Source organism: Sphingomonas pseudosanguinis, assembly GCF_052056765.1.
In the GTDB taxonomy this organism is placed as follows: Bacteria; Pseudomonadota; Alphaproteobacteria; order Sphingomonadales; family Sphingomonadaceae; genus Sphingomonas; species Sphingomonas pseudosanguinis.
The window spans coordinates 117,090-138,307 of record NZ_CP189888.1 but is presented as its reverse complement, the minus strand read 5'-3'; the positions used below and the strand labels follow the sequence as shown (position 1 = coordinate 138,307).

Annotated in this window: 22 protein-coding genes; 13 read left to right on the top strand and 9 right to left on the bottom strand. The window is 67.1% G+C overall.

Features of this window, described 5'->3' with window-relative positions; all coding sequences use genetic code 11:
* Positions 1–34: 34 nt before the first annotated feature.
* Positions 35–2,527 (bottom strand): DNA topoisomerase (ATP-hydrolyzing) subunit B, encoded by a 2,493-nt coding sequence (gene gyrB / locus ACQHGV_RS00670; protein ID WP_440979051.1) that lies wholly within the window; start codon positions 2,525–2,527, stop codon positions 35–37.
* Positions 2,528–2,698: 171 nt separating this feature from the next.
* Between gyrB and ACQHGV_RS00665 the strand changes: the two genes are divergently transcribed.
* Entirely contained in the window at positions 2,699–3,079 is a 381-nt protein-coding gene (locus tag ACQHGV_RS00665; protein WP_183952511.1) for a hypothetical protein, read from the top strand.
* Between the two features lie 179 nt (positions 3,080–3,258).
* On the opposite strand, the gene recF is transcribed toward ACQHGV_RS00665, so the two are convergent.
* From recF to ACQHGV_RS00650, 3 genes are all read right to left on the bottom strand, one after another.
* Positions 3,259–4,302 (bottom strand): DNA replication/repair protein RecF, encoded by a 1,044-nt coding sequence (recF, locus tag ACQHGV_RS00660; RefSeq protein WP_440979050.1) that lies wholly within the window; start codon positions 4,300–4,302, stop codon positions 3,259–3,261.
* A 153-nt stretch (positions 4,303–4,455) separates the two neighbouring features.
* Positions 4,456–5,571, bottom strand: coding sequence for a DNA polymerase III subunit beta (dnaN, locus tag ACQHGV_RS00655; protein WP_440979049.1), 1,116 nt, complete (start codon positions 5,569–5,571; stop codon positions 4,456–4,458).
* Between the two features lie 150 nt (positions 5,572–5,721).
* Positions 5,722–6,336: an outer membrane protein gene (locus ACQHGV_RS00650; RefSeq protein ID WP_440979048.1), complete on the bottom strand. Its 615-nt coding sequence runs from the start codon at positions 6,334–6,336 to the stop codon at positions 5,722–5,724.
* 141 nt (positions 6,337–6,477) lie between these two features.
* On the opposite strand from ACQHGV_RS00650, the gene ACQHGV_RS00645 reads away from it, so the two are divergent.
* The 4 genes from ACQHGV_RS00645 (at position 6,478) to ACQHGV_RS00630 (ending at position 9,952) form a co-directional block, all read left to right on the top strand.
* The gene (locus tag ACQHGV_RS00645; protein ID WP_440979047.1) at positions 6,478–7,134 is read left to right on the top strand and encodes a histidine phosphatase family protein; all 657 of its coding nucleotides are present in this window, start codon (positions 6,478–6,480) and stop codon (positions 7,132–7,134) included.
* Positions 7,131–7,607 (top strand): invasion associated locus B family protein, encoded by a 477-nt coding sequence (locus ACQHGV_RS00640; protein ID WP_440979046.1) that lies wholly within the window; start codon positions 7,131–7,133, stop codon positions 7,605–7,607. Before ACQHGV_RS00645 ends, ACQHGV_RS00640 begins: the two co-directional genes overlap by 4 nt.
* Before the next feature lie 206 nt (positions 7,608–7,813).
* Entirely contained in the window at positions 7,814–8,998 is a 1,185-nt protein-coding gene (rlmN, locus tag ACQHGV_RS00635) for a 23S rRNA (adenine(2503)-C(2))-methyltransferase RlmN (protein ID WP_420854072.1), read from the top strand.
* 192 nt (positions 8,999–9,190) lie between these two features.
* On the top strand, positions 9,191–9,952 hold the full coding sequence (locus tag ACQHGV_RS00630) for a sulfite exporter TauE/SafE family protein (protein WP_440979045.1): 762 nt from the start codon (positions 9,191–9,193) through the stop codon (positions 9,950–9,952).
* A gap of 28 nt (positions 9,953–9,980) precedes the next feature.
* Here the strand turns inward: ACQHGV_RS00630 and ACQHGV_RS00625 are convergent, their stop codons facing one another.
* A complete protein-coding gene (locus ACQHGV_RS00625) occupies positions 9,981–10,451 on the bottom strand; it encodes a hypothetical protein (RefSeq protein ID WP_440979044.1) in 471 nt (156 codons plus the stop codon).
* Positions 10,452–10,646: 195 nt separating this feature from the next.
* Here ACQHGV_RS00625 and ACQHGV_RS00620 point away from each other — a divergent pair, with 195 nt between their 5' ends.
* Complete coding sequence (locus tag ACQHGV_RS00620) at positions 10,647–11,123, top strand: EF-hand domain-containing protein (RefSeq protein WP_440979043.1); 477 nt, start codon at positions 10,647–10,649, stop codon at positions 11,121–11,123.
* Positions 11,124–11,168: 45 nt separating this feature from the next.
* On the opposite strand, the gene ACQHGV_RS00615 is transcribed toward ACQHGV_RS00620, so the two are convergent.
* Positions 11,169–11,702, bottom strand: coding sequence for a DUF3617 domain-containing protein (locus tag ACQHGV_RS00615; RefSeq protein ID WP_409789489.1), 534 nt, complete (start codon positions 11,700–11,702; stop codon positions 11,169–11,171).
* A gap of 87 nt (positions 11,703–11,789) precedes the next feature.
* Positions 11,790–12,410 carry a flavin reductase family protein gene (locus ACQHGV_RS00610; protein ID WP_440979042.1) on the bottom strand — a complete coding sequence of 207 codons (621 nt, stop codon included), beginning with the start codon at positions 12,408–12,410 and terminating at the stop codon, positions 11,790–11,792.
* A gap of 24 nt (positions 12,411–12,434) precedes the next feature.
* On the opposite strand from ACQHGV_RS00610, the gene ACQHGV_RS00605 reads away from it, so the two are divergent.
* From ACQHGV_RS00605 to ACQHGV_RS00595, 3 genes are read left to right on the top strand one after another with little or no spacing between them, the layout of a single operon-like run.
* Positions 12,435–13,163, top strand: a complete 729-nt coding sequence (locus tag ACQHGV_RS00605) for a cytochrome b/b6 domain-containing protein (protein WP_440979041.1) — start codon at positions 12,435–12,437, stop codon at positions 13,161–13,163.
* Positions 13,160–13,915: a molybdopterin-dependent oxidoreductase gene (locus tag ACQHGV_RS00600; protein WP_183952523.1), complete on the top strand. Its 756-nt coding sequence runs from the start codon at positions 13,160–13,162 to the stop codon at positions 13,913–13,915. The genes ACQHGV_RS00605 and ACQHGV_RS00600 overlap by 4 nt, the downstream gene beginning before the upstream one ends.
* An 18-nt stretch (positions 13,916–13,933) precedes the next feature.
* Entirely contained in the window at positions 13,934–15,163 is a 1,230-nt protein-coding gene (locus ACQHGV_RS00595) for a class I SAM-dependent methyltransferase (RefSeq protein ID WP_440979040.1), read from the top strand.
* A 132-nt stretch (positions 15,164–15,295) separates the two neighbouring features.
* Here ACQHGV_RS00595 and ACQHGV_RS00590 read toward each other — a convergent pair whose 3' ends face one another.
* Positions 15,296–15,697 (bottom strand): hypothetical protein, encoded by a 402-nt coding sequence (locus ACQHGV_RS00590; RefSeq protein WP_183952525.1) that lies wholly within the window; start codon positions 15,695–15,697, stop codon positions 15,296–15,298.
* Positions 15,694–16,125, bottom strand: coding sequence for a TIGR01244 family sulfur transferase (locus ACQHGV_RS00585; RefSeq protein WP_183952526.1), 432 nt, complete (start codon positions 16,123–16,125; stop codon positions 15,694–15,696). The genes ACQHGV_RS00590 and ACQHGV_RS00585 overlap by 4 nt, the downstream gene beginning before the upstream one ends.
* A gap of 206 nt (positions 16,126–16,331) precedes the next feature.
* Here ACQHGV_RS00585 and ACQHGV_RS00580 point away from each other — a divergent pair, with 206 nt between their 5' ends.
* The 4 genes from ACQHGV_RS00580 to ACQHGV_RS00565 all read left to right on the top strand — a co-directional run bounded on the left by ACQHGV_RS00580 (position 16,332) and on the right by ACQHGV_RS00565 (position 21,164).
* Positions 16,332–17,357, top strand: a complete 1,026-nt coding sequence (locus ACQHGV_RS00580) for a YncE family protein (protein WP_440979039.1) — start codon at positions 16,332–16,334, stop codon at positions 17,355–17,357.
* 50 nt (positions 17,358–17,407) lie between these two features.
* A complete protein-coding gene (gene crtY, locus ACQHGV_RS00575) occupies positions 17,408–18,580 on the top strand; it encodes a lycopene beta-cyclase CrtY (protein ID WP_440979038.1) in 1,173 nt (390 codons plus the stop codon).
* A complete protein-coding gene (locus tag ACQHGV_RS00570; protein WP_440980099.1) occupies positions 18,478–20,052 on the top strand; it encodes a phytoene desaturase in 1,575 nt (524 codons plus the stop codon). The genes crtY and ACQHGV_RS00570 overlap by 103 nt, the downstream gene beginning before the upstream one ends.
* Before the next feature lie 161 nt (positions 20,053–20,213).
* Positions 20,214–21,164: an alpha/beta hydrolase gene (locus tag ACQHGV_RS00565; RefSeq protein WP_440979037.1), complete on the top strand. Its 951-nt coding sequence runs from the start codon at positions 20,214–20,216 to the stop codon at positions 21,162–21,164.
* The last annotated feature ends 54 nt before the right edge of the window (positions 21,165–21,218 follow it).

Genomic DNA, 21,218 nt, shown 5'->3' with positions numbered 1-21,218 from the left:
TTCCCGCTCGCCCAGCCCGAACGGAGCGGGGTTTTTACACGTCCAAATTCGCCACGTTCAGCGCATTGTCCTGGATGAACTCGCGGCGCGGCTCGACCACTTCGCCCATCAACCGGCTGAACACCTCGTCCGCCGCCGCGACATCGTCCGAGGTCACGCGCAGCATCGAGCGGACCGCCGGGTCGAGCGTGGTTTCCCACAGCTGCTCGGCATTCATCTCGCCCAGACCCTTGTAGCGCTGGATCGCGAGCCCCTTGCGGCCCGAGGTTAGAATCGCCTCCAGCAGCTGGCTCGGCCGCGCCACGCGGGTCTCACCGCGCGCCAGCGTGGTCATGTTGCCGTCTTCATCGGTCGGCACGACATCGGCGGACGGCTCGGTCGCCGCATTGCGCAGCGGCACCAGCTTGGCGGCATGCGCGAAGCTCTCGGCCTGTTCGGCGGCGAGCGCGTGCAGCTTGCGCGCCTCGGCCGAGGCGATGAAGCTGGCCTCGACGATGTGGTGATCGGTTACGCCGCGCCACAGCCGCTCGAAATGGACGCCGCCATCTTCCGTGAGACGCGCCGACCAGCGCGCCTCGTGATCGCCCGACTCCAGCCGCCGCGTGGTTTCCACCACCGTCGCCATGCGCTGCTCGCGGGTCAGCACGGGGTCGAGCGCACCCGCCAGCGCCAGCACCTCGATGATCGAGGCGTCATAGCGACGCGGCACATAGCGCATCAGCGTGCGCATCCGCCGGGCATGATCGACCAGCGTTTTCAGGTCGTTGCCCGAGCGCGCACCGCCCGCGCCCTCCAGCACCATCGTCGAGACACCCGCTTCGACCAAATATTCGTCGAGCGCGGTGTCGTCCTTGAGGTACACCTCCGAGCGCCCCTTGGTCGCCTTATACAGCGGCGGCTGGGCGATATAGAGGTGCCCACGCTCGATCAGCTCGGGCATCTGGCGATAGAAGAAGGTCAGCAACAGCGTGCGGATATGCGCGCCGTCGACGTCTGCGTCGGTCATGATGACGATCTTGTGATAGCGCAGCTTGTCCGCGTTAAAATCGTCGCGGCCGATGCCGGTGCCCATCGCCTGGATCAACGTGCCGATTTCCTTGGACGAGATCATGCGGTCGAACCGTGCGCGCTCGGTGTTCAGGATCTTGCCGCGCAGGGGCAGGATTGCCTGGAAATGGCGGTTGCGCCCCTGCTTGGCCGAACCACCGGCCGAGTCACCCTCTACCAGGAAGAGTTCGGACTTGGCGGGATCGCGCTCCTGACAGTCGGCCAGCTTGCCGGGCAGCGAGGCGATGTCCATCACGCCCTTGCGCCGGGTCAGCTCGCGCGCGCGCTTGGCCGCCTCACGCGCGGCGGCGGCGTCGATCACCTTGGCGATGATGGCGCGCGCGTTCTGCGGGTTCTCCTCCAGCCAGTCGGCCAGCTTGTCGGCGATCAGCGCTTCCAGCGGCTGGCGCACCTCGGACGAGACCAGCTTGTCCTTAGTCTGGCTGCTGAACTTCGGATCGGGCAGCTTGACCGAGACGATCGCGGTCAGCCCTTCGCGCATGTCGTCGCCGGTCAGCGTGACCTTCTCCTTCTTCAGGAGGCCCGACTTGTCGGCATAATTGTTGAGCGTGCGGGTCAGCGCGGCGCGGAACGCCGCGATATGGGTGCCGCCGTCGCGCTGCGGGATGTTGTTGGTGAACGCCAGGACGTTCTCGTAATAGCTGTCGTTCCACTCCAGCGCGACGTCCATGCCGATCGCATCGCGCTGGCCATGGATGGCGATGGGCTCGGGGAAGAGCGGCGACTTGGAACGGTCCAGCCACTTCACGAAGGCGGCGATCCCGCCCTCATAATAGAGCTCGACGGTCTTGGGCTCATCATGCCGCGCATCGGTCAGGAACAGCCGCACGCCCGAGTTCAGGAACGCCAGTTCGCGATAGCGATGCTCGAGCTTGGCAAAGTCGAACTCGGTGATCTTGAACGTCGCGGGCGACGGCAGGAAGGTGACGCGGGTGCCCTTCTGCCCCGGCTCGGCCTTGCCGACGACCTTGAGCGGCGCGACCGCATCGCCGTGGGCGAAGCGCATGTAATGCTCCTCGCCGTCGCGCCAGATGGTCAGGTCCAGGAACTCGGACAGCGCATTCACCACCGACACGCCGACGCCGTGCAGGCCGCCGGAGACCTTATAGGCATTGTCGTCGCTGGTGTTCTCGAACTTCCCGCCCGCGTGGAGCTGGGTCATGATGACCTCGGCCGCCGACACGCCCTCTTCGGGGTGGATGCCGGTCGGGATGCCGCGACCATTGTCGGTCACGCTGACCGAGCCATCGGCGTTCAGCTGGATGTCGATGCGGTCGCAATGCCCCGCCAGCGCTTCGTCGATCGCATTGTCCGACACCTCGAACACCATGTGGTGGAGGCCCGAACCATCGTCGGTGTCGCCAATATACATGCCCGGCCGCTTGCGTACCGCGTCGAGGCCCTTCAGCACCTTGATCGAGGAGGCGCCATATTCGTTCGTCTGGGGGGTATCTGCCATAGCGAGTATATAGGAATTACGAGGCTTCAAAGGAAGCGAAATGGGAGAGGCTGGAACCCTTTCACGCCTTCTTGCAAGCCGCCCCGCCGACGCGGATTTCACGGCCCCGTCGGGAGCCGGCAAGCCGCTCCATGCGTAGCATCCCTTGCATATCCCACAGGACGACCCGTGATGACCGGCAAGACTCCATTTCTGGCGACGCTGTTGGCGACCATGGTCGCGCTGCCCGTTTCGGCCCAGTCGATGCGGCGCGACTATCCCAGCTGCGACCTGGCACAGCAGCGCCGCCTGCGCGCGCCGACCGGCGGCACGATCCGCGACACACGGCAGGCGCATATCGCGATGCGCGCCAATATCCTGCAAGCCGACATCAGCAATGCCCGCAAGGCGCGTCGCCTGTCGCAGGCCGAGGCGCAAAAGCTGTGGCAGAGCGTCGAGCGGGTGCGACGCGATGCCGATGGGTTTGTGGCGAAACAGGGTTTCCTGAGCGCGGGGGAGGCGACGAGCTACGGCCGGGCGCTGGACTTGGTGGCGATGCGGGTGTGTCGGTGAGGTGATGGGCTCGGTGAGACACCCTGCCCTCCCCCATCCCCTCCCGCTTGCGGGAGGGGTGCGTTACCGGGCGATGTTCGGCACGCTCTTGAGGTAGATTCCCAAGGCTGAACCAAAGCACACCCCTCCCGCAGGCGGGAGGGGATGGGGGAGGGCTAAGGTGTCTCACCGAGCCCCACCTAAAACATAACCCGCGTCGCCTCCCCCGGTACGTCCGTAAACAACCCAGGCTCGGTCCCGGTCATCCACACCTGCCCCCGCCCCGCCAGCCGCTCGAACAGCGCCGCCCGGCGCGAGGGATCGAGATGCGCCGCCACCTCGTCCAGCAGCAGCACCGGCGGCACCCCGCGCCGCTCGGTCACCAGGTCGGCATGCGCCAGCACGATGCCCAGCAGCAGCGCCTTTTGCTCGCCGGTCGAACACAGCGCCGCCGCCTGCCCCTTGGCGACATGCGTCACCGAAAGGTCGGCCCGGTGCGGCCCCACCAAAGTCCGCCCCGCCGCCGCATCCCGCCTGCGCCCCATCGCCAGCGCATGGGCGAACCCGGCCGGATCGACCGCCTCCCCCTCCAGCGCGAGCGAGGCGCGCGCGAACACGCTGTCGGGTGCCTCCACCAGCCGCTGGTCGAGCGCCGCCACCGCCGCGACGCGCGCGGCATCGACCGCTGCACCATGCTCGACCATCCGCGCCTCGAGCGCACTCAGCCAATCGGGATCGACCGGACCGTCGCTGGCGAGCAGCCGGTTGCGCTCGCGCATCGCCGCGTCATAGCGGGTGGCGTGCATCCCGTGCGCCGGGGCCAGCGCCAGCACCAGCCGATCGAGAAACCGCCGCCGCTCGGACGCGGGCTCGACGAACAGCCGATCCATCGCCGGAGTCAGCCACAGCACCGACAGCCAGTCCGCCAGCGCATTGGCGCTCGCCGCCGCCCCCTGTACCCGTACCACCCGCCGCTCGGGCGCGGAAGGCAGCGCGCCGGTCGCGATCTCGACATCGCCGACGATCGTCGCGGCGACACCGAACCCGCCCTTGCCCCCCTGCCGCGCCATCGCCGACAGCGCGGCCCGGCGCAGCCCCCGCCCGGGGGCGAGCAGCGACACCGCCTCCAACACGTTGGTCTTGCCAGCCCCATTCTCGCCGGTCAGCACGACAAATCCCGCGCTGGGGGTCAGCGCGAGGTCGGCATGATTGCGGAAATCGGTGAGGACAAGGCGGGTGAGCATTGGGACCGCCTTAAACGATCCTCCCCAGCATGGGGAGGTGGCAGGCCGAAGGCCTGACGGAGGGGGGCATCCACACAGGACGCGCCGTGCGGCGATCCCCCTCCACCACCCTGCGGGTGGTCCCCCTCCCCGCAAGCGGGGAGGATTTGGGTTTTACACCCGCATCGGCATCAGCACATAGAGCGCCGGCGCCTTGTCATTCTCGCGGATCAGGGTCGGGGCGGCGGCGTCGGCCAGGTGGACTTCCACCAAGTCGCTGTCGATCTGGCCGAGAATGTCGAGCAGATAGCGGCTGTTGAAGCCGATCTCGAAGCCCAGCGACGTATATTCGCCCGGCACCTCTTCCGATGCGGTGCCGTTTTCGGGGCTGGTCACCGACAGGGTGATCCGGTCACGGTCGAGCGCCATCTTCACCGCGCGGGTCTTCTCCGTCGCGATGGTCGAAACGCGGTCGACGCCCTGCATGAACGCCTTGGGGTCCAGCTTCAGGATCTTGTCGTTCGCGGTCGGGATGACGCGGCTGTAATCGGGGAAGGTGCCGTCGATCAGCTTCGACGTCAGGATCGCCTGGCCCAGGTCGAAGCGGATCTTGGTGCCCGACAGCGACACACCGACCGAGCCGTCGACCTCGTCGAGCAGCTTGCGCAGCTCGGCGACGCACTTACGCGGGACGATCACGTCGGGCATGCCCTCGGCACCCTGCGGACGCTCGATGGTGACACGCGCCAGACGGTGGCCGTCGGTGGCGGCGGCCTTCAGCACGGGCGCGCCATTATCCTCGGCGACGTGCAGGAAGATGCCGTTCAGATAATAACGCGTCTCTTCGGTCGAGATGGCGAAGCGCGTCTTGTCGATGATCTGCTTGAGCAACTCGACCGACAGCTCGAACTGGGTCGGCAGCTCGCCCTCGGCGATCACGGGGAAGTCGTCGCGCGGCAGCGTGCCGAGCGAGAAGCGCGCGCGGCCCGCCACGATGGTCATGCGCCCCTCGGCGGCGGTCAGCTGGACCTGCGCGCCCTCGGGCAGCTTGCGCGCGATGTCGAACAGCGTGTGCGCCGACACGGTGGTCGACCCCGGCTGGTCGACCGCCGCCATCACGCTGTCGTTGATCTGGAGGTCGAGGTCGGTCGCCATCATGCGCAGCTGGCCCTCGGCCGTCGCCTCCAGCAGCACGTTGGAGAGGATCGGAATCGTGTTCCGCCGCTCCACCACCGACTGGACATGGCTCAATCCCTTGAGCAGCGTTGCGCGTTCGATCGTCGCCTTCATCTCGAAATCCCCCGCCGGAACGACCGCATGGTCCGATTCCGATAGTGATAAATGGCCTTGGTTCCTACCCGCGAAGAAGGGGCCGGAGCAAGGCTCCGACCCCTCCAACATTGGGGTAAAACCACCGTTAATGTGGAAAACCGCTTGTCGTCAGAAGCGCAGGCCCAGACCGGCCATCAACTGGTGGCGGTTCGGGTTGATGCCGACGCCGTCCAGCTCGTCATAATGCGAGTAGCGATATTCGCCCTTCACGAAGGTGTTGGGGCTGATCGCATATTCGAGACCCGCACCCAAACGATAGCCGCCGACTTCCTGCGAATTGACGGTGGTGACGCCCGCCGTGGTGTAGCGCGCATCGAACTTGGCGTTGGTGTAGCCGGCCTTCACATAGCCGAGTGCGACGGGCGAGATCGCATAGCCGACACGCGCGCCGGCATAGAGGTCGCGCCCCGCGCCCAGGCGGAATTCGTCGCCGGGCACGCGGATGCCGTTGCTGCGCGTGTCCGAGCTGCTGCCCGAGATTTCACCCTCGGCGCCCAGGATCACCGGGCCAGCGGGGATGTCATAGCCGATGCCGGCGCCATAAAGCACGCCGTCGCTCGAGCTGCTGTCCTGACCCTGACGGTCGTTCAGGCTGTCATAGCCGATCAGGCCTTCGACGCGGAAACCGGTGAAGGGCTGGCCCGTGGTCGTCTGGGCGGTGGCCGGCGCGGCGGCGGCAAGGACGGCCGAGGTCGCCAGGGTGGCGAGCATGAGCTTACGCATAAACTACTCCGTTACTGTACAGGCCGCCGTTACAATGGCGGTCGGGGGCTTAAATGGCGCGGAACGGCCTGCGTTGCATGAACCTCAGCTAAACAGGAAAAAGCGTTGCATCCGCGCAACAGCCGCGACAGGGAAAGGGCCATGTCGACCGCCACCGCCCTGCCCCCGCGACGGGGACGCGACTTCATCGCCCGGCATGGCGAGACGGTATTCAACCGGATCGGACGCATCCAGGGCGACCGGGTCGAGCTGCACACACCCCTGACCCGGCGGGGTTTCGCCCAAGCCGAGGCGATCGGCGAAGCGCTGTCCGCCCGGATGGGCGAGTCGCCCGCGCTGACGCTCTGGTCCTCGCCGACCGGGCGTGCGCTCCAGACGCTGGCGGTGATCGCCGAACATCTGCGCGTCGACTGGCATGCTACGCGGCAGGATATGCGGTTGATCGAGCTGGGCTTTGGCAGCTGGGGCGGCGAGACGCTGACCGCGCTGACCGCGCGCCACGGCCCGGTCGTCCATCCGCATGGCATGGCGGTGGGCGCACCCGATGGCGAGACCTATCCGGCGATGGCGGCGCGGCTGGCGGCTTGGTTGTCCGACACCCACGATCATGACGGCGACCGGCTGGTCGTGATGCATGGCCTGTCCAGCCGGGTGCTGCGTGGGCTGATGCTGGGCCTGCCCGACGATCCCCATTGCGGCGTGCCAGTGGCCGAGCGCTTGCCGCAGGGGTCGATCGTCATGATCGCGGACGGCGCCGAGTCGTTGATCCATCGCGGCATGGGTGCGGCGGCGACGTGAGCGGGCGGGCGGCGTTGTTGCTGGGGATCGCGTTGCTGGCGACGCCGCTCGCCGCGCGGCAGACGATCGGCGTCTACAAGGGCTGGGGTGCGTTTCGCGATCCCGATCGCTGCTATGCCATCGCTCAGCCCGTGCTTGCCAATGGCCGCCCCGGCGGGTTCGCCACCGTCGCCACCTGGCCCGCCCGGCGACTGCGCGCGTCCTTCCACCTGCACCTCAGCGCCGCGCGCGACCGCGCCGCGCCGGTGACGCTGGCGATCGGCGAGCGCCGCTTTCCGCTGGTCGGCACCGACCGCGACGTCTGGGCCCCCGATGGCGCCACCGACCATGCGCTGGTCATGGCGATGCGATCGGGCCGCAGCATGAGCGTCTCCGCCGTCGACCCGCGCCGCCGCCCCTTCGCCGACACCTATGCGCTGGCCGGCGCGGCCGCCGCGATCGATGCGGCGACGCTGGCGTGTGTGGCGGGTTAAATGGCCTTCCTCCCCTGGCAGGGGAGGTGGCGCGCGCAGCGCGTCGGAGGGGTGTCACCCCTCTCGATAGCGCGACACCCCTCCGTCAGGCCTTCGGCCTGCCACCTCCCCTTACAGGGGAGGAATTGACGCCCGGCTTCGACCCTGTGGAAATCGCCGCGATTTTACGCTATGGCCGCGCGATGCAGACAGTTTCGGCCGCCCCCATGCCCATCCCCGGGCACATCGATCCCGTGCCCGTGCCGCGTGGCGTGCAGCCGCGTCCCGATGGTCGTGTCGACCTGATCGGCCTGACCAAGGAACAGTTACGCGAGGCGTTGCTGTCCGCCGGCATGGAGCTGAAACAGGCCAAGCTGCGCTCGAAGCAGATCTGGCACTGGCTCTACAATCGCGGCGCGACGCGGTTCGCCGACATGACCGACATCGCCAAGGCGCAGCATCCCTGGCTGGAGGAGCGTTTCGTCATCGGCCGTCCCGAGGTGGTCGAGGCGCAGGTGTCGAGCGACGGCACGCGCAAATGGCTGCTCCGCTCGCCCGACGGGCAGGATTATGAGATGGTGTTCATCCCCGACGCCGATCGGGGCACCCTGTGCGTATCGAGCCAGGTCGGCTGCACGCTGAACTGCCGCTTCTGCCACACCGGCACGATGCGGCTGGTGCGCAACCTGACCGCGGGCGAGATCGTCGGGCAGGTGATGCTGGCGCGCGACTCGCTCGGCGAATGGCCCAGCCAGCCGGAAGGGCGCATGCTGACCAACATCGTCATGATGGGCATGGGCGAGCCGCTCTATAATTTCGATGCGGTGCGCGATGCGCTGAAGCTGGTGATGGATGGCGACGGCCTAGCGCTGTCCAAGCGTCGCATCACCCTGTCGACCAGCGGCGTCGTGCCGATGATGGCGCGCGCGGGCGCGGAGATCGGCGTGAACCTGGCCGTGTCGCTCCATGCCGTCACCAAGGACGTGCGCGACGAGCTGGTGCCGCTGAACAAGAAATACGGCATCGAGGAGCTGTTGCAGGCGTGCGCCGACTATCCCGGTGCCAACAACGCGCGGCGCATCACGTTCGAATATGTGATGCTGAAGGACAAGAACGACTCGGACGCCGATGCGCATGAGTTGGTCCGGCTGCTGCGCCATTACGACCTGCCCGCCAAGGTGAACCTGATCCCGTTCAACCCCTGGCCTGGCGCCGATTACGAATGCTCGACGCCGGAGCGCATCCGCCGCTTCTCCGACATCGTGTTCGAGGGCGGCATCTCGGCCCCCGTCCGCACCCCGCGCGGGCGCGACATCGACGCGGCCTGCGGCCAGCTGAAGACCGCCGCCGAGAAGAAGAGCCGCGCGCAGCTCGACCGCGAGGCGGAAGAGAAGTTCGCAGCCTTGGGGTGATATCTTTCCTCCCCTGGAAGGGGAGGTGGCAGGCCGTCATGCCTGACGGAGGGGTGTTCCGCTCTCGATAGCGGGACACCCCTCCGACGCGCTGCGCGCGCCACCTCCCCTTACAGGGGAGGAATAGGCCTTCGCTTGAACCACCGTCGGCGGTGAGGCACTGTTGCACCGCACCATGCGTTACCCCATCCGATGATCGACTGGACCTTTCTCGCACTGGCCGCCGCCGGGGGCTTTGTCGGGGGTGCGATGAACGCGCTGGCGGGTGGGGGCAGCTTCTCGACCATGCCGACGCTGATCGCGCTGGGCCTGCCCTCCACCATCGCCAATGCGACCTCCAATGTCGCGCTCCAGCCCGCCGCCATGGCCAGCGTCTGGGCCTATCGCCATGGGCTGGAGCCGGTGATGGGCGTGTCGATGCGGCGCATGGCCGTGCTCACCTTCGTCTTCGCGCTGTTGGGCAGCCTCCTGCTGTTCCTGACCCCGCCGCGCGCCTTCGACCTGATCGTACCCTGGCTGCTGCTGACCGCGACGCTGGCGATCGCGGGCGGGCGGCATGCCTCGGACTGGCTGGCGCGGGTCGCCCGGCCGGGACCGCGCGCGCTGATGAGCGCGCAGGCGGTGCTGGGCGTCTATGGCGGCTATTTCGGGGGCGGCATCGGCATGATGCTGACCGCCGCCTGGGGATTGCTGTCGGGGCGCAATCCGGCGCAGCTCGCCGCCCCGCGCACGCTGATGCTCGCCACCGCCAATGCGGCGGCGACCCTGGTCTTCGTCGTCACCGGCATGGTCGCCTGGGCGCAGTGCGTGCCGATGCTGCTCGGCGGCATCGTCGGCGGGTGGAGCGGTGCGCTGATCGGTCGCAAACTGCCCGCCGGGTTGATCCGCGCCTGGACGCTGCTGCTCACCACCGTCACCACGCTGGTGTTCTTCTGGCGGGGCTATATCGCCTGAGCCCCCTGCCCATGCTCTCGGGCAAGGATCAGGCGGTGGCGCCGATCCCGGGGCCGGTGGCATAGGACAACGACGGCAGGTTTGCCGGCACCGGCGACCCCAGATCCGCCATCAGCGCCCGGAGATGGGTTTCCTCGTTGCGCAGGAATTGCAGAATGGTCGGGCGCAGCCCCAGCGCCGCCGCGCGGTATCCGTCCCAGTCGGCGGCGATCGCATTGGCCGACCAGATCGCAACAAAGGCCGAAATCTTTTGCCGATAGGCGGGGATCGCCGCGCGCAAGGCGAGCATCGCGGTGCCGCTGGGCGAGTCCGCATGCTGCTCGGCGATCGGAAAGACGACATCGTTCAGGAATTGCATGCGCACGCGCCCGGCCTGTGCCATCTGCCACCGAACGGCCGACAGCGCCGTCCGATCGGGGGTGACCGACTGGCACAGCGTATAATGAACACGCATCGCCTTCAGAATGTCGCCATGGAAGGCCTGAAGTTCGGACAGCATCGAAAACCTCGAAGGATCGAAATGCGCGTCACGACGACCCGCCCCGCACGTCGCCGCTGGGGAGCATCGTCATGGACCGCGCGACGTGATGCCCCCCCGGGTCAAACCGCACGTTGGAGCCAGTGGCGAACCACGGCTCCGTTTCCTGAAATCGATTTAACGCTAACATCGCGTCGTTAATTTTGGATGAAGGCCATGGCGACGATCGGCGGTGACGATCCGGCCACGCGCTTCATCATCCGTTCAGGGCGCGGCCCCGAGATTATGACGCCTCCGTACCGAGAGGCGCCGACGGGGAGAGACATGATGATCGCGCTGTGCCTGGTCCTGGCTTTGCAAACCGCCGTGTCGCCGATCACGCCGCCCGGATCACCGGCGCGCGAATTGAAGATCGACATGGCCTTTGACGAGGCGTTTTTCGATGCGGCCGATCGCAACCACGATCAGCGGCTGACGCTCGCCGAACTGACCGCCGCGATGGAACAGCGTATCGAGCGCAGCTTCGCCGCGCATGCCGAGGCGAATGCCAAGGTTCCGCTCGACAAGCGCAGCGCGATGGCGCGTGAATTTTCCGAAAACATCTTCCGCCTGCTCGACGTCGATCCGGACCGGCTGCTGACCTTCGCCGAATTCACCAAGGGCGCCACCCGCAAGACGCCTGCCATGAGCTGACGAAACCCGGAGGGCGGCCAATCCGTCCTCCGGGTCCGGGCGAGGTTATTTCGCCGTATCGCACTCGCCGATGCGGCGGCCCTCGATGTGGATCTTCTGCGACATCGGATGCGCGCCGGTCATCTCCATCTGCTGATCGGTGGTGAAGCTGGTCGCGGTGAAGGTGCCGGTAGTCTTGCTCTTCATCGTCATGTCGCCGGGCATCTTGCAGGTCAGGTCGCTTTCGACCTTGCCGCCCGCGAAGTTCGAGCTGTTGATCGTGCAGTCCGAGCCCGCGCCCTTCAACAGTTCCGCCGGTCCCTTGGCCGCCTGTTCGGCGGTGACGCAGACGCTGTTGGTCTGGGCGGGCGGGTTCGCGCTGACGCCCTTGGGCATGTTCGCCATCTTCAGGTCGCTGACCTGGGTTCTGATCTCCCATTTGCCGGGCTGGAGATTGGCGGCGGGCGAGCCTTCGCCGCTGCGGCTTTCGGTCACTTCGCCGGTCGCGGCATTGGTCGTCACCGTGGTCGAACCGGTCTTCTGGTCGCACGCCGCCAGGGACAGCGCACCGACGAGAATGAGGGGGGCAAATGCTTTCACGAACCACTCTCCCTTAGTGTTAAGCCCAGACACGATAACAGGAATTTTCCGCGCCGCCCATGGCCGCGGACCGGTCCGCGCCGATCCTCAACCCGGCCGCCGCATTTCGAAACGGGCGGCTTCGGTAATCTCGAAATAATCGGCCGGGCCGCCGCCGCGCAGGATCGGGCGCGCGCGGGCGGTCTGATAGATGCCGTCGTCGATCATCGCGGTGGCGATATGGATGCCCACCGCCTCGCCCAGGACCAGCCACTGGTCGAGCTCGCGCCCCTCCTTGGTCTCCAGCCGGATCAGCTGGGTCAGCCGGCATTCGAACGACACCGGGCTGGCCGCCACGCGCGGCGCCGCGACCAGCCTGCCCTCCGCCATCGCGAGCCCGGACAGCGTGAACTCGTCCACCTCGGGCCCGACCATCGCCGCGCTGGCGTTCATCGGCTCGGCCAGATCCACGGTCGCCAGGTTCCAGGTGAAGACCTTGGTATCCGCGATATTGGCGACCGAATCCTTCCACCCCTGCGACGCGAAGCCGAGCAGCGGCGGGCGGTAGTTGAACAGGTTGAAAAAGCTGTAGGGTGCCAGATTGTTGATGCCCGCGCGCGACCGGCTGCCGATCCAGCCGATCGGGCGCGGGGCGACGATCGCGTTCAAGGGATCATGCGTCAGCCCATGGCCGTTGACGGGTTCGTAGAAATGCCAATCCTCGGTCATGCTTGCCCCGTCGGAGAAGAGTTGATGGAATCCCAAACGCCGCCAGACCCGCAAGGAGCCGATCGGCCGCGCGTCATCCGTCGTCACGGTGTCGTGACGCGGGTGTGGCACTGGGTCAACGCGGTGGCGGTACTGATCCTGCTGGGGTCGGGGCTGGGCATCTCGAACGCGCATCCCCGGCTCTATTGGGGGCGGTACGGCGCCAATTTCGATCCCGCCTGGGCGACCCTGCCGCGCTTTCCGAGCTGGCTGACCATTCCCGCCAATTACAATCTGGCGATCTCGCGGCGCTGGCATCTGCTCTTCGCGCTGGTCCTCGGCTTCGGGCTGCTCGCCTATATGATCGGCGGGCTGGTGACGCGGCATTTCCAGCGCGATCTGCGCATCCGGGGGCGAGAGTTGCGCCCCGCCGCGCTGTGGGCCGATCTGAAGCAGCATCTGGCCTTCCGCTTTCATAATCCGCGCGATCCGCGTGCGTATAATCTGTTCCAGAAGCTCAGCTATGTGCTGGTCCTGTTCGTCGCGCTGCCGCTCGCCATCCTGACCGGCATCGCGCTGTCGCCAGGGATGAACGCGGCCTGGCCCTGGGTGCTGGAGATATTGGGCGGGCGACAATCGGCGCGCTCGATCCACTTCATCACCGCCAGCGTGCTGGCACTCTTCACCATCGTCCATCTCGTGCTCGTCATCCTGGCGGGTGCGGGCAATGAGGTGCGTTCGATGATTACCGGCCGTTGGAGGGTGCCCGAATGATCCCCGAGTTGATCCGGCGCCGTGCCATACTGACCGGCGGTGCGGGGCTGCTCCTCGCAGGCTGCGACAAGATCATCCAGCAACCGACCGCGCGTAAGATCCTGTTCGCGGGGGAGGATATGCAGAAGGGCCTGCAACGCGCGCTGATGGACCGGGGTGCACTCGCCCCCGAATATCGCCGCGACCAGATGTCGCCCGTGTTCCGCACCAACGGCACGCGCGATCCGGGGACGCCGGAATATCGGGCGCTGGTCGAAAACCGTTTTCAGGACTGGCGGCTGAAGGTCGGCGGGCTGGTCGGCACGCCCCTGTCGCTCTCGCTGCGCCAGATCGGTGAGTTTCCCGCGCGCCGCCAGATCACCCGCCACGACTGTGTCGAGGGGTGGAGTGCGATCGGCGAGTGGACGGGGCCGATGCTGGGCAATGTGCTGAAGGCCGCGAACATCAGCGACCGCGCCCGCTATGTCGTCTTCACCTGCGCCGACCTTTATGGCGGCCAGCCCTATTATGAATCGCTCGACCTGATCGATGCCTTCCACCCCCAGACGATCCTCGCCTGGGGGATGAACGGCCGGATGCTGGATGTCGGGCATGGCGCGCCGCTGCGGCTGCGGGTCGAGCGGCAATTGGGCTATAAGCACGCCAAATATCTGATGCGGATCGATGCGGTCGACAGCCTGTCCAACATAGGTTTGGGCAAAGGCGGGTATTGGGAAGACCATGTCGATTATGACTGGTATGCCGGTATTTAAGGCACTAGGCGGTGCCATATGGCGCTGATCGATCTCTTTCTGTCGCGCGCGGTCCGCAAGGGCCGCCTGTCCCTCACCCATCATGACGGAAAGGTCCGCGAATTCGGCGCGCCCGAGCCCGGTTATCCCGATGTCGCGATCCGTTTCACGGATAGCCGCGTCGCCGGGCAGATCGTGCGCAACCCCGCGCTGGCGGCGGGCGAGTCCTTCATGGATGGCCGGCTGGTCGTCGAGAAGGGCGATGTCCGCGATCTGGTCGAACTGCTGACCGCCAACGACAAATGGGAAGCGGGTCGCGCGAACCTCAATCCATCCTGGCTGGTGCGCGCGGGCGGTGCGGTCAAGCACCGTATCGACCGGATCAACATGGAGCGCCGATCGAAGAAGAACGTCGCGCATCATTACGACCTGTCGGGCACGCTGTACGAACTCTTCCTCGACACCGACAAGCAATATAGCTGCGCCTATTACACCGATCCCAAGAACGATCTGGAGCGGGCGCAACGCGACAAGAAGGCGCATATCGCCGCCAAACTCGCCATCGAGCCGGGGATGCGGGTGCTCGACATCGGCTGCGGCTGGGGCGGGATGGCGCTCTATCTGCACCAGATGTGCGGGGCGGAGGTGCTGGGCGTCACCCTGTCCGAGGAACAACTGAAGGTCGCGCGCCAGCGCGCCGAGGCGCTGGGCGTGTCGGACAAGGTGAAGTTCGAGCTGATCGACTATCGCCGGGTGGAGGGGAAGTTCGACCGCATCGTCTCGGTCGGCATGTTCGAGCATGTCGGCCCGCCGCAATATCGCACCTTCTTCCGCAAGTGCCGCGACCTCCTCACCGAGGACGGCGTGATGCTGCTCCACACTATCGGGCGACTGAACGGGCCGGGCGTCACCGATGACTGGACGACCAAGTACATCTTCCCCGGCGGCTATAACCCCGCGCTGTCGGAGATCGTCCGCGCGCAGGAGGGGCTGCGCATGTTCCTGACCGATGTCGAGGTGCTGCGCTGCCATTATGGCTGGACGCTCGACGAATGGTATGACCGCACCGTCGCGGCGAAGGATCGCATCGTCGAGCTGTATGACGAGCGTTTCTATCGCATGTGGCTTTTCTATCTGGCGGGCGCGGGCGCGGCGTTCCGCAATGGCGGCCTGTGCAACTATCAGGTGCAGCTGACGCGCGGGCGGCTCTCGGTGCCGGTCACGCGGGATTATATGTATGAGGGGGAGCGCGAACTCCGCGCGAAGTAGACATCGTTCCTCCCCTGTAAGGGGAGGGGGACCAGCGAAGCTGGTGGAGGGGTGTCACCCTCTCGATAGGGTTATACCCCTCCGTCATCGCTGACGCGATGCCACCTCCCCTTACAGGGGAGGAATAGCGGATCAGGCCTTCAGCCGCCGGATGTCCAGCACATCGACCCCGGCCAGCGTCACCGGCCCGAACCGCCCCTCGACCTCGGCGATGATGCCCTCGGTGGTCGAGCGCACACGGGTCCAGGGAATTTCGCGCACCGCGAGCACCCGGCCCTGCAGCTTGATCGCCGCCACCCGGCCATCGGTCGCCACCGCCAGCGCGCCCTGCCCGTCCGCGCCGACCACCGCGCCCGATACGGTGAAGCCGCTCAGCGCCGCCTCGGCGGCGGCGGCCACATCCTCGGGCGAGCCGACGCGGCGGTCGCGCCGCCGCCGGAGCAGCAGGCCGATTCCGGTGCCGCCCAGCACCATGCCCGCGACCACACCCGCCACCGCCCAGCCGACCATGGTCCCGGCCAGCGGCAGGCTCATCCTTTCGCGCTCGCCAGCGCTTCGAGCGTCGGACGCAGGCCGGACAGGTCATAGCCCGCCGACTCCGCCTGCATCACGATCAGGGTCGGGTTGCGCCCCGCCTTGGCCGCCGCCAGCGCCCACAGATTGCAGCTGCGCGTGCCCGAGCGGCAATAGGCCAGCACCGGCCCCTTGGCCTCGACCAGCGCCTGGGTCATCTGGTCGACCATCTCGTGGCTGAACCCGCCCGGCGTCACGGGGATGGCGGTATAGGCCAGCCCCTGATCCTCGGCCGCCGCGCGAATCGCGTCGCCGGTTGGCTGGTTCGGCTCCTCGCCATCAGGACGGTTGTTGACGATGGCGGCATAGCCCGCCGCCTTGATCGCCGCGACGTCCTCGGGACGAATCTGGGGGGCGACGGCGACGCTTTCGTTCAGGGTGCGGATCATGCGGTTCACCTATTCAATGGGCCGTTTCACCGCAACATGCGCGGGCGCCCTTCGCGCCGAAAAGACGCATCGCGGCGGGCTTGGCTCCACCCGCCCTCCGCTTTCCTGCGCCAGGCGATGATGATCCACGTCGGCAACGGAACCGATACCCCTCGGCCGGCGTCTGTCCCCCCGATACCCCATCGTCCGGAAAGAAGGCCCACCCCATGTCGCTGATCGATCGCCGTCAAGGCCTATGGGGTCTGGCGGCTCTGGGGGTGGCGGCGACCCTGCCGATCGCATGGCGACGGGCGCAGGCTGCCGCCCCTACGGGCACGGGCACGCTTGCGCTGGTCGAGAAGGGCGAAGGCCGCGTCGCCTTCTACGACATCGCCGATGGCCGCCGCCTGGGCAGCGTGGCACTGGGCACCCAGCCGCATGAGATGGTCGCCGATCCCGCAGGCCGCTACGCCTATATCGGTGGGTATGGGGTCAAGGGCTGGCAGGCCGCCGGCGATGGCGGGCATCAGCTCTGGGTGATCGATCTCGCCGAGCGACGCTTGGCCCGCACCATCGACCTGGCCCCGCATCGTCGCTGGCACGGGATGCGGATGGATGCGCAGGGACGACTCTATGCGCTGTCCGAGACCGACAGCCTGCTCGCGCGGTTCGACACGCCCGCCACCACCGACACGCCCGACCGGATGATCCCGGTCGGCGGCGCGCGCAGCCATTATTTCGTCGTCCGCCGTGACGGCGCCCGCGCCTATATCGCCGACACGATGAGCGGCGTGGTCATCATGGTGAACCCCGACGATGCCAGCTTCGCCCCCGTGAAGCAGCATATCGGAAAAGCCCCCGAAGGCCTGGCGCTCAGCCCGGACGAGCGGACGCTCTATGTCGTCGACCGTCCGACGGGCATTCTTCACGCCCTCGACGCGACGACGCTTCGTCCCCGCGCCCGCACGAGTTTGCGCGGCGAAGCGGTGCGGGTGATCGTCCAGCCCGATGGCCGGCTGATCGTGTCGAACCAGGCGGACAAGAGCCTGACCCGTCACGTGCCCGGCACCCTGGCGGAGGAGGCGCGCCTGCCCCTGCCCGCCGCCGCACCGGGGCTGAACCTGCCGGCGGGAAGCACCACGCTCTATGCCGCGCTCGACAACAATCGACTGGCGATCATCGATCTGGCGGGCTGGAGGATCGTGCGCGATTTCGCCACCGGCGACGCGCCCGACACCGCGGTGCTGCTGTGACGCACCACCAACCCTTTGCGTGAGGATCGCTTTGCGGTAGCGATGGCGTGATGGCAGCCACGATTTCCTGCGATGTCGCGATTGTTGGCGCGGGGCTGGCCGGTGGCCTGATCGCGCTGGCGCTCAAGGCACGGCATCCCTCGCTCGACGTGCGTCTGATCGACGCGGCCGAGACGGTCGGGGGCAATCACGTCTGGTCCTTTTTCGGCAGCGATGTCGCCAAGCGCGATCGCTGGATCGTCGAGCGGCTGGTCGCGCATGGCTGGCGGCAATATGACGTCGCCTTCCCCGCCCATTCGCGCACGCTCGACCAGACCTATTATTCGATCGAAAGCCGCCGCCTCGACGCCGAGGTGCGCCGCGTCCTGCCGCCCCAGGCGCTGATCCTGGGGCGCAAGGTGTTGGCGGTATCGGCCACCGCCGCCGTCTTCGCCGATGGCGACCGCGTCGAGGCCAAGGGCGTGATCGACGCGCGCGGCGCGGGCGATCTGTCGGCGCTGTCGTGCGGATGGCAGAAATTCGTCGGGCAGGAATTGCGACTGTCGCGCCCGCATGGCTGCCCCCGGCCGGTGGTGATGGATGCCACCGTCAAGCAGATCGACGGCTATCGCTTCGTCTATGTCCTGCCCTTCGCCGAGGACCGGGTGTTCGTCGAGGACACCTATTACTCCACCTCGTCCGAGCTGAACCGCCGCGCCATCGTCCAGCGGATCGAACGCTATGCCGAGGCGCGCGACTGGGTGACGGCCGAGGTGATGCATGAAGAGGCCGGCGTCCTGCCGGTCGCGATGGGGGGCGATTTCGACGCCTATTGGCGCAGCGGCGGGGCCAAGACGCCCAAGGCCGGGATGCGCGCCGGGCTGTTCCACCCGACCACCGGCTATTCGCTGCCCGACGCCATCCGGCTGGCGGCGATGCTGGCCGAGCGGACCGACTTCGCCGGTGCCGACCTGCACGACGCGACCTATCGCATGGCACGCGACGCCTGGGACGCGCGCGGCTTTTACCGTATGCTCGACACGATGTTGTTCAAGGCCGCCGAGCCCGATGAGCGATACCGCGTGCTCGAGCGTTTCTATCGACTGGCGCCCGACCTGATCGGGCGATTCTATGCGGGGCAATCGACCATGGCCGACAAGGCACGAATTTTGACCGGACGGCCACCGGTGCCGATCCTGCGCGCCATCTCCGCGCTTCGCGGCAAGTCGGGAGGTCGCGCATGAAGAGCGCGGTCGTCATCGGATCGGGGTTTGGCGGGCTGGCGCTGGCCATCCGCCTGCAATCGGCAGGCGTGCAGACGACGATCGTCGAAGCGCGCGACAAGCCGGGCGGGCGCGCCTATTATTGGGAGCGCGACGGCTTCACCTTCGACGCCGGTCCCACCGTCATCACCGATCCGGCCTGTCTGGAGGAGCTGTGGGGCCTGACCGGGCGTAGCATGTCGGAGGACGTGCAGCTCGACCCCGTCCACCCCTTCTACCGGCTCAACTGGGCCGACGGCACCAATTTCGATTACAGCAACGACGACACCCAGCTGCGCGCCGAGATCGCCAAGCTGAACCCCGACGATATCGGCGGCTATGGCCGTTTCCTCGACTATGCCGCTGGCGTCTACCGCGAAGGCTATGAGAAGCTCGGCCATGTCGCGTTCCTCGACTTCGCCTCGATGGTGAAGGCCGCGCCGGCGCTGGCGAAGTATCAGGCATGGAACTCGGTCTATGCCATGGTGTCGAAGTTCGTGAAGTCGGAGAAGCTGCGCGAGGCGCTGTCCTTCCACACCCTCCTCGTCGGCGGCAATCCGATGACGACCAGCGCCATCTATGCGCTGATCCACAAGCTGGAGCGTGACGGCGGCGTCTGGTTCGCGCGCGGCGGCACCAATCGGCTGGTCGCCGGCATGGTCGCGCAGTTCGAGCGGATCGGCGGCGTGCTGCGCCTGGGCGATCCGGTCACCCGGATCGAGACGCTGGGCGACCGCGCGACGGGCGTCGTCACCAAGAGCGGCCTGACGATCCAGGCGGATGCGGTGGCGACCAATGCCGACATCATGCACAGCTACCGCGACCTGCTGTCCGACAACCGCTCGGCCCGACGCACGGTCAACCGGCTGGAGCGCAAGCGCTATTCGCCGTCGCTGTTCGTGGTCCATTTCGGCATCAAGGGCAGCTGGCCGGGCATCCCGCACCACATGATCCTGTTCGGTCCGCGCTATAAGGGGCTGCTGACCGACATTTACGACACCGGCGTGCTGTCGGAGGACTTCTCGCTCTACCTCCACCACCCGACCGTCACGGACCCGAGTCTGGCGCCCGAGGGGCATTCGACCTTCTATGCGCTGGCCCCGGTGCCGCACATGGGCAAGTTCCCGATGAACTGGGACGAGGTCGGCCCGATCCTGGAAAAGCGCATCCTGGACGAAGTCGGCCGCCGCCTGATCCCCGACATCCATGAGCGGATCGTAACCAAATTCCATTATGCGCCGTCGGACTTCGCCACCGATTTGAACGCGCATATGGGCTCGGCCTTCTCGCTGGAACCGATCCTGACGCAGAGCGCCTATTTCCGGGTCCACAACCGCGACGATTCGATCCCGAACCTGTATTTCGTCGGCGCGGGCACGCATCCGGGCGCAGGGATTCCCGGCGTGGTCGGCAGCGCGAAGGCGACCGCGGCGCTGATGCTGGATCGGAAATAGCCCCAGCCCCCAACCCCTTCCCCCGTTCAGCCTGAGCGAAGTCGAAGGCCAAGGGATTGCAGCCGCCACAAACGGGATTGGGGATAGGACTGTACGTGGCCTTCGACTTCGCTCAGGCTGAACGGGGGCTGGGGGTCGAGAGTTAGGAGGCGTAGGTCATTATGCCGTTCGTCACGCTGTTCGCCGCCCTGCTGGCCACCACCGCACCGATGGCGGACCGCGACATCGCCGCGCCCGGCCCGCAGGGGCCGCTGAAAGGCAGCTGGACGGGGCCGGAGGGCGCGAAAACGCCCGTCGTGTTGATGATTCCCGGATCGGGGCCGAGCGACCGTGACGGCAACAACCCACAGGGGATCAAGGCCGCCCCGCTCCGCCTGCTGGCCGAGGGGCTGGCGGCAAGGGGCATCGCCAGCGTGCGGATCGACAAGCGCGGCATGTTCGCCAGCGCGGGCGCGGTGCCCGATGCCGACCGGGTGACGATCGACGATTATGTCGCCGATACCCGCGCATGGATCGCGACCATCCGCAAGACGACGGGCGCGCCGTGCGTCTGGGTGCTGGGGCATAGCGAGGGCGGGCTGGTCGCGCTGACCACCGCCGCCGCCGATCCGGCGGGCTTGTGCGGCGTGATCGTGATGGCCGGTCCCGGCCGACCGCTGGCCGAGATCATGAAGGCGCAGATCCACGCCAATCCCGCCAATGCACCGCTACTGCCCGAGGCCGACCGCCTCATCGACACCCTGGCGGCGGGCAGGACGGTTCCGGCCGCGACGCTGACGCCGCCGCTGTCGATGATCTTTCGCGACGCGGTACAGCCCTTCGTGATCAGCCTCTATGCCAAACGCCCAGCCGCCCTGGCCGCCGCGATCACCAAGCCGATGCTGATCGTGCAGGGCGAGGCCGATCTCCAGGTGACGGTGGCGGATGCACAGGCGCTGAAGGCGGCGCAACCCAAGGCCACGCTCGTGCTGTTGCCCAAGGTCGGCCATGTGCTGAAGACGGTGGAGGGCGACAGCCGGGGCGCCAATTTGGCGACCTATGCCGATCCCAATCTGCCGCTGGCGCCCGGCGTGGTCGAGGCGGTGGCAGGATTTATCACGGCACATCCATAGCGGTCCATTCTAACCGATCCGGCCTTTTTGCAGCCATGATCCTCCCTGACGTTG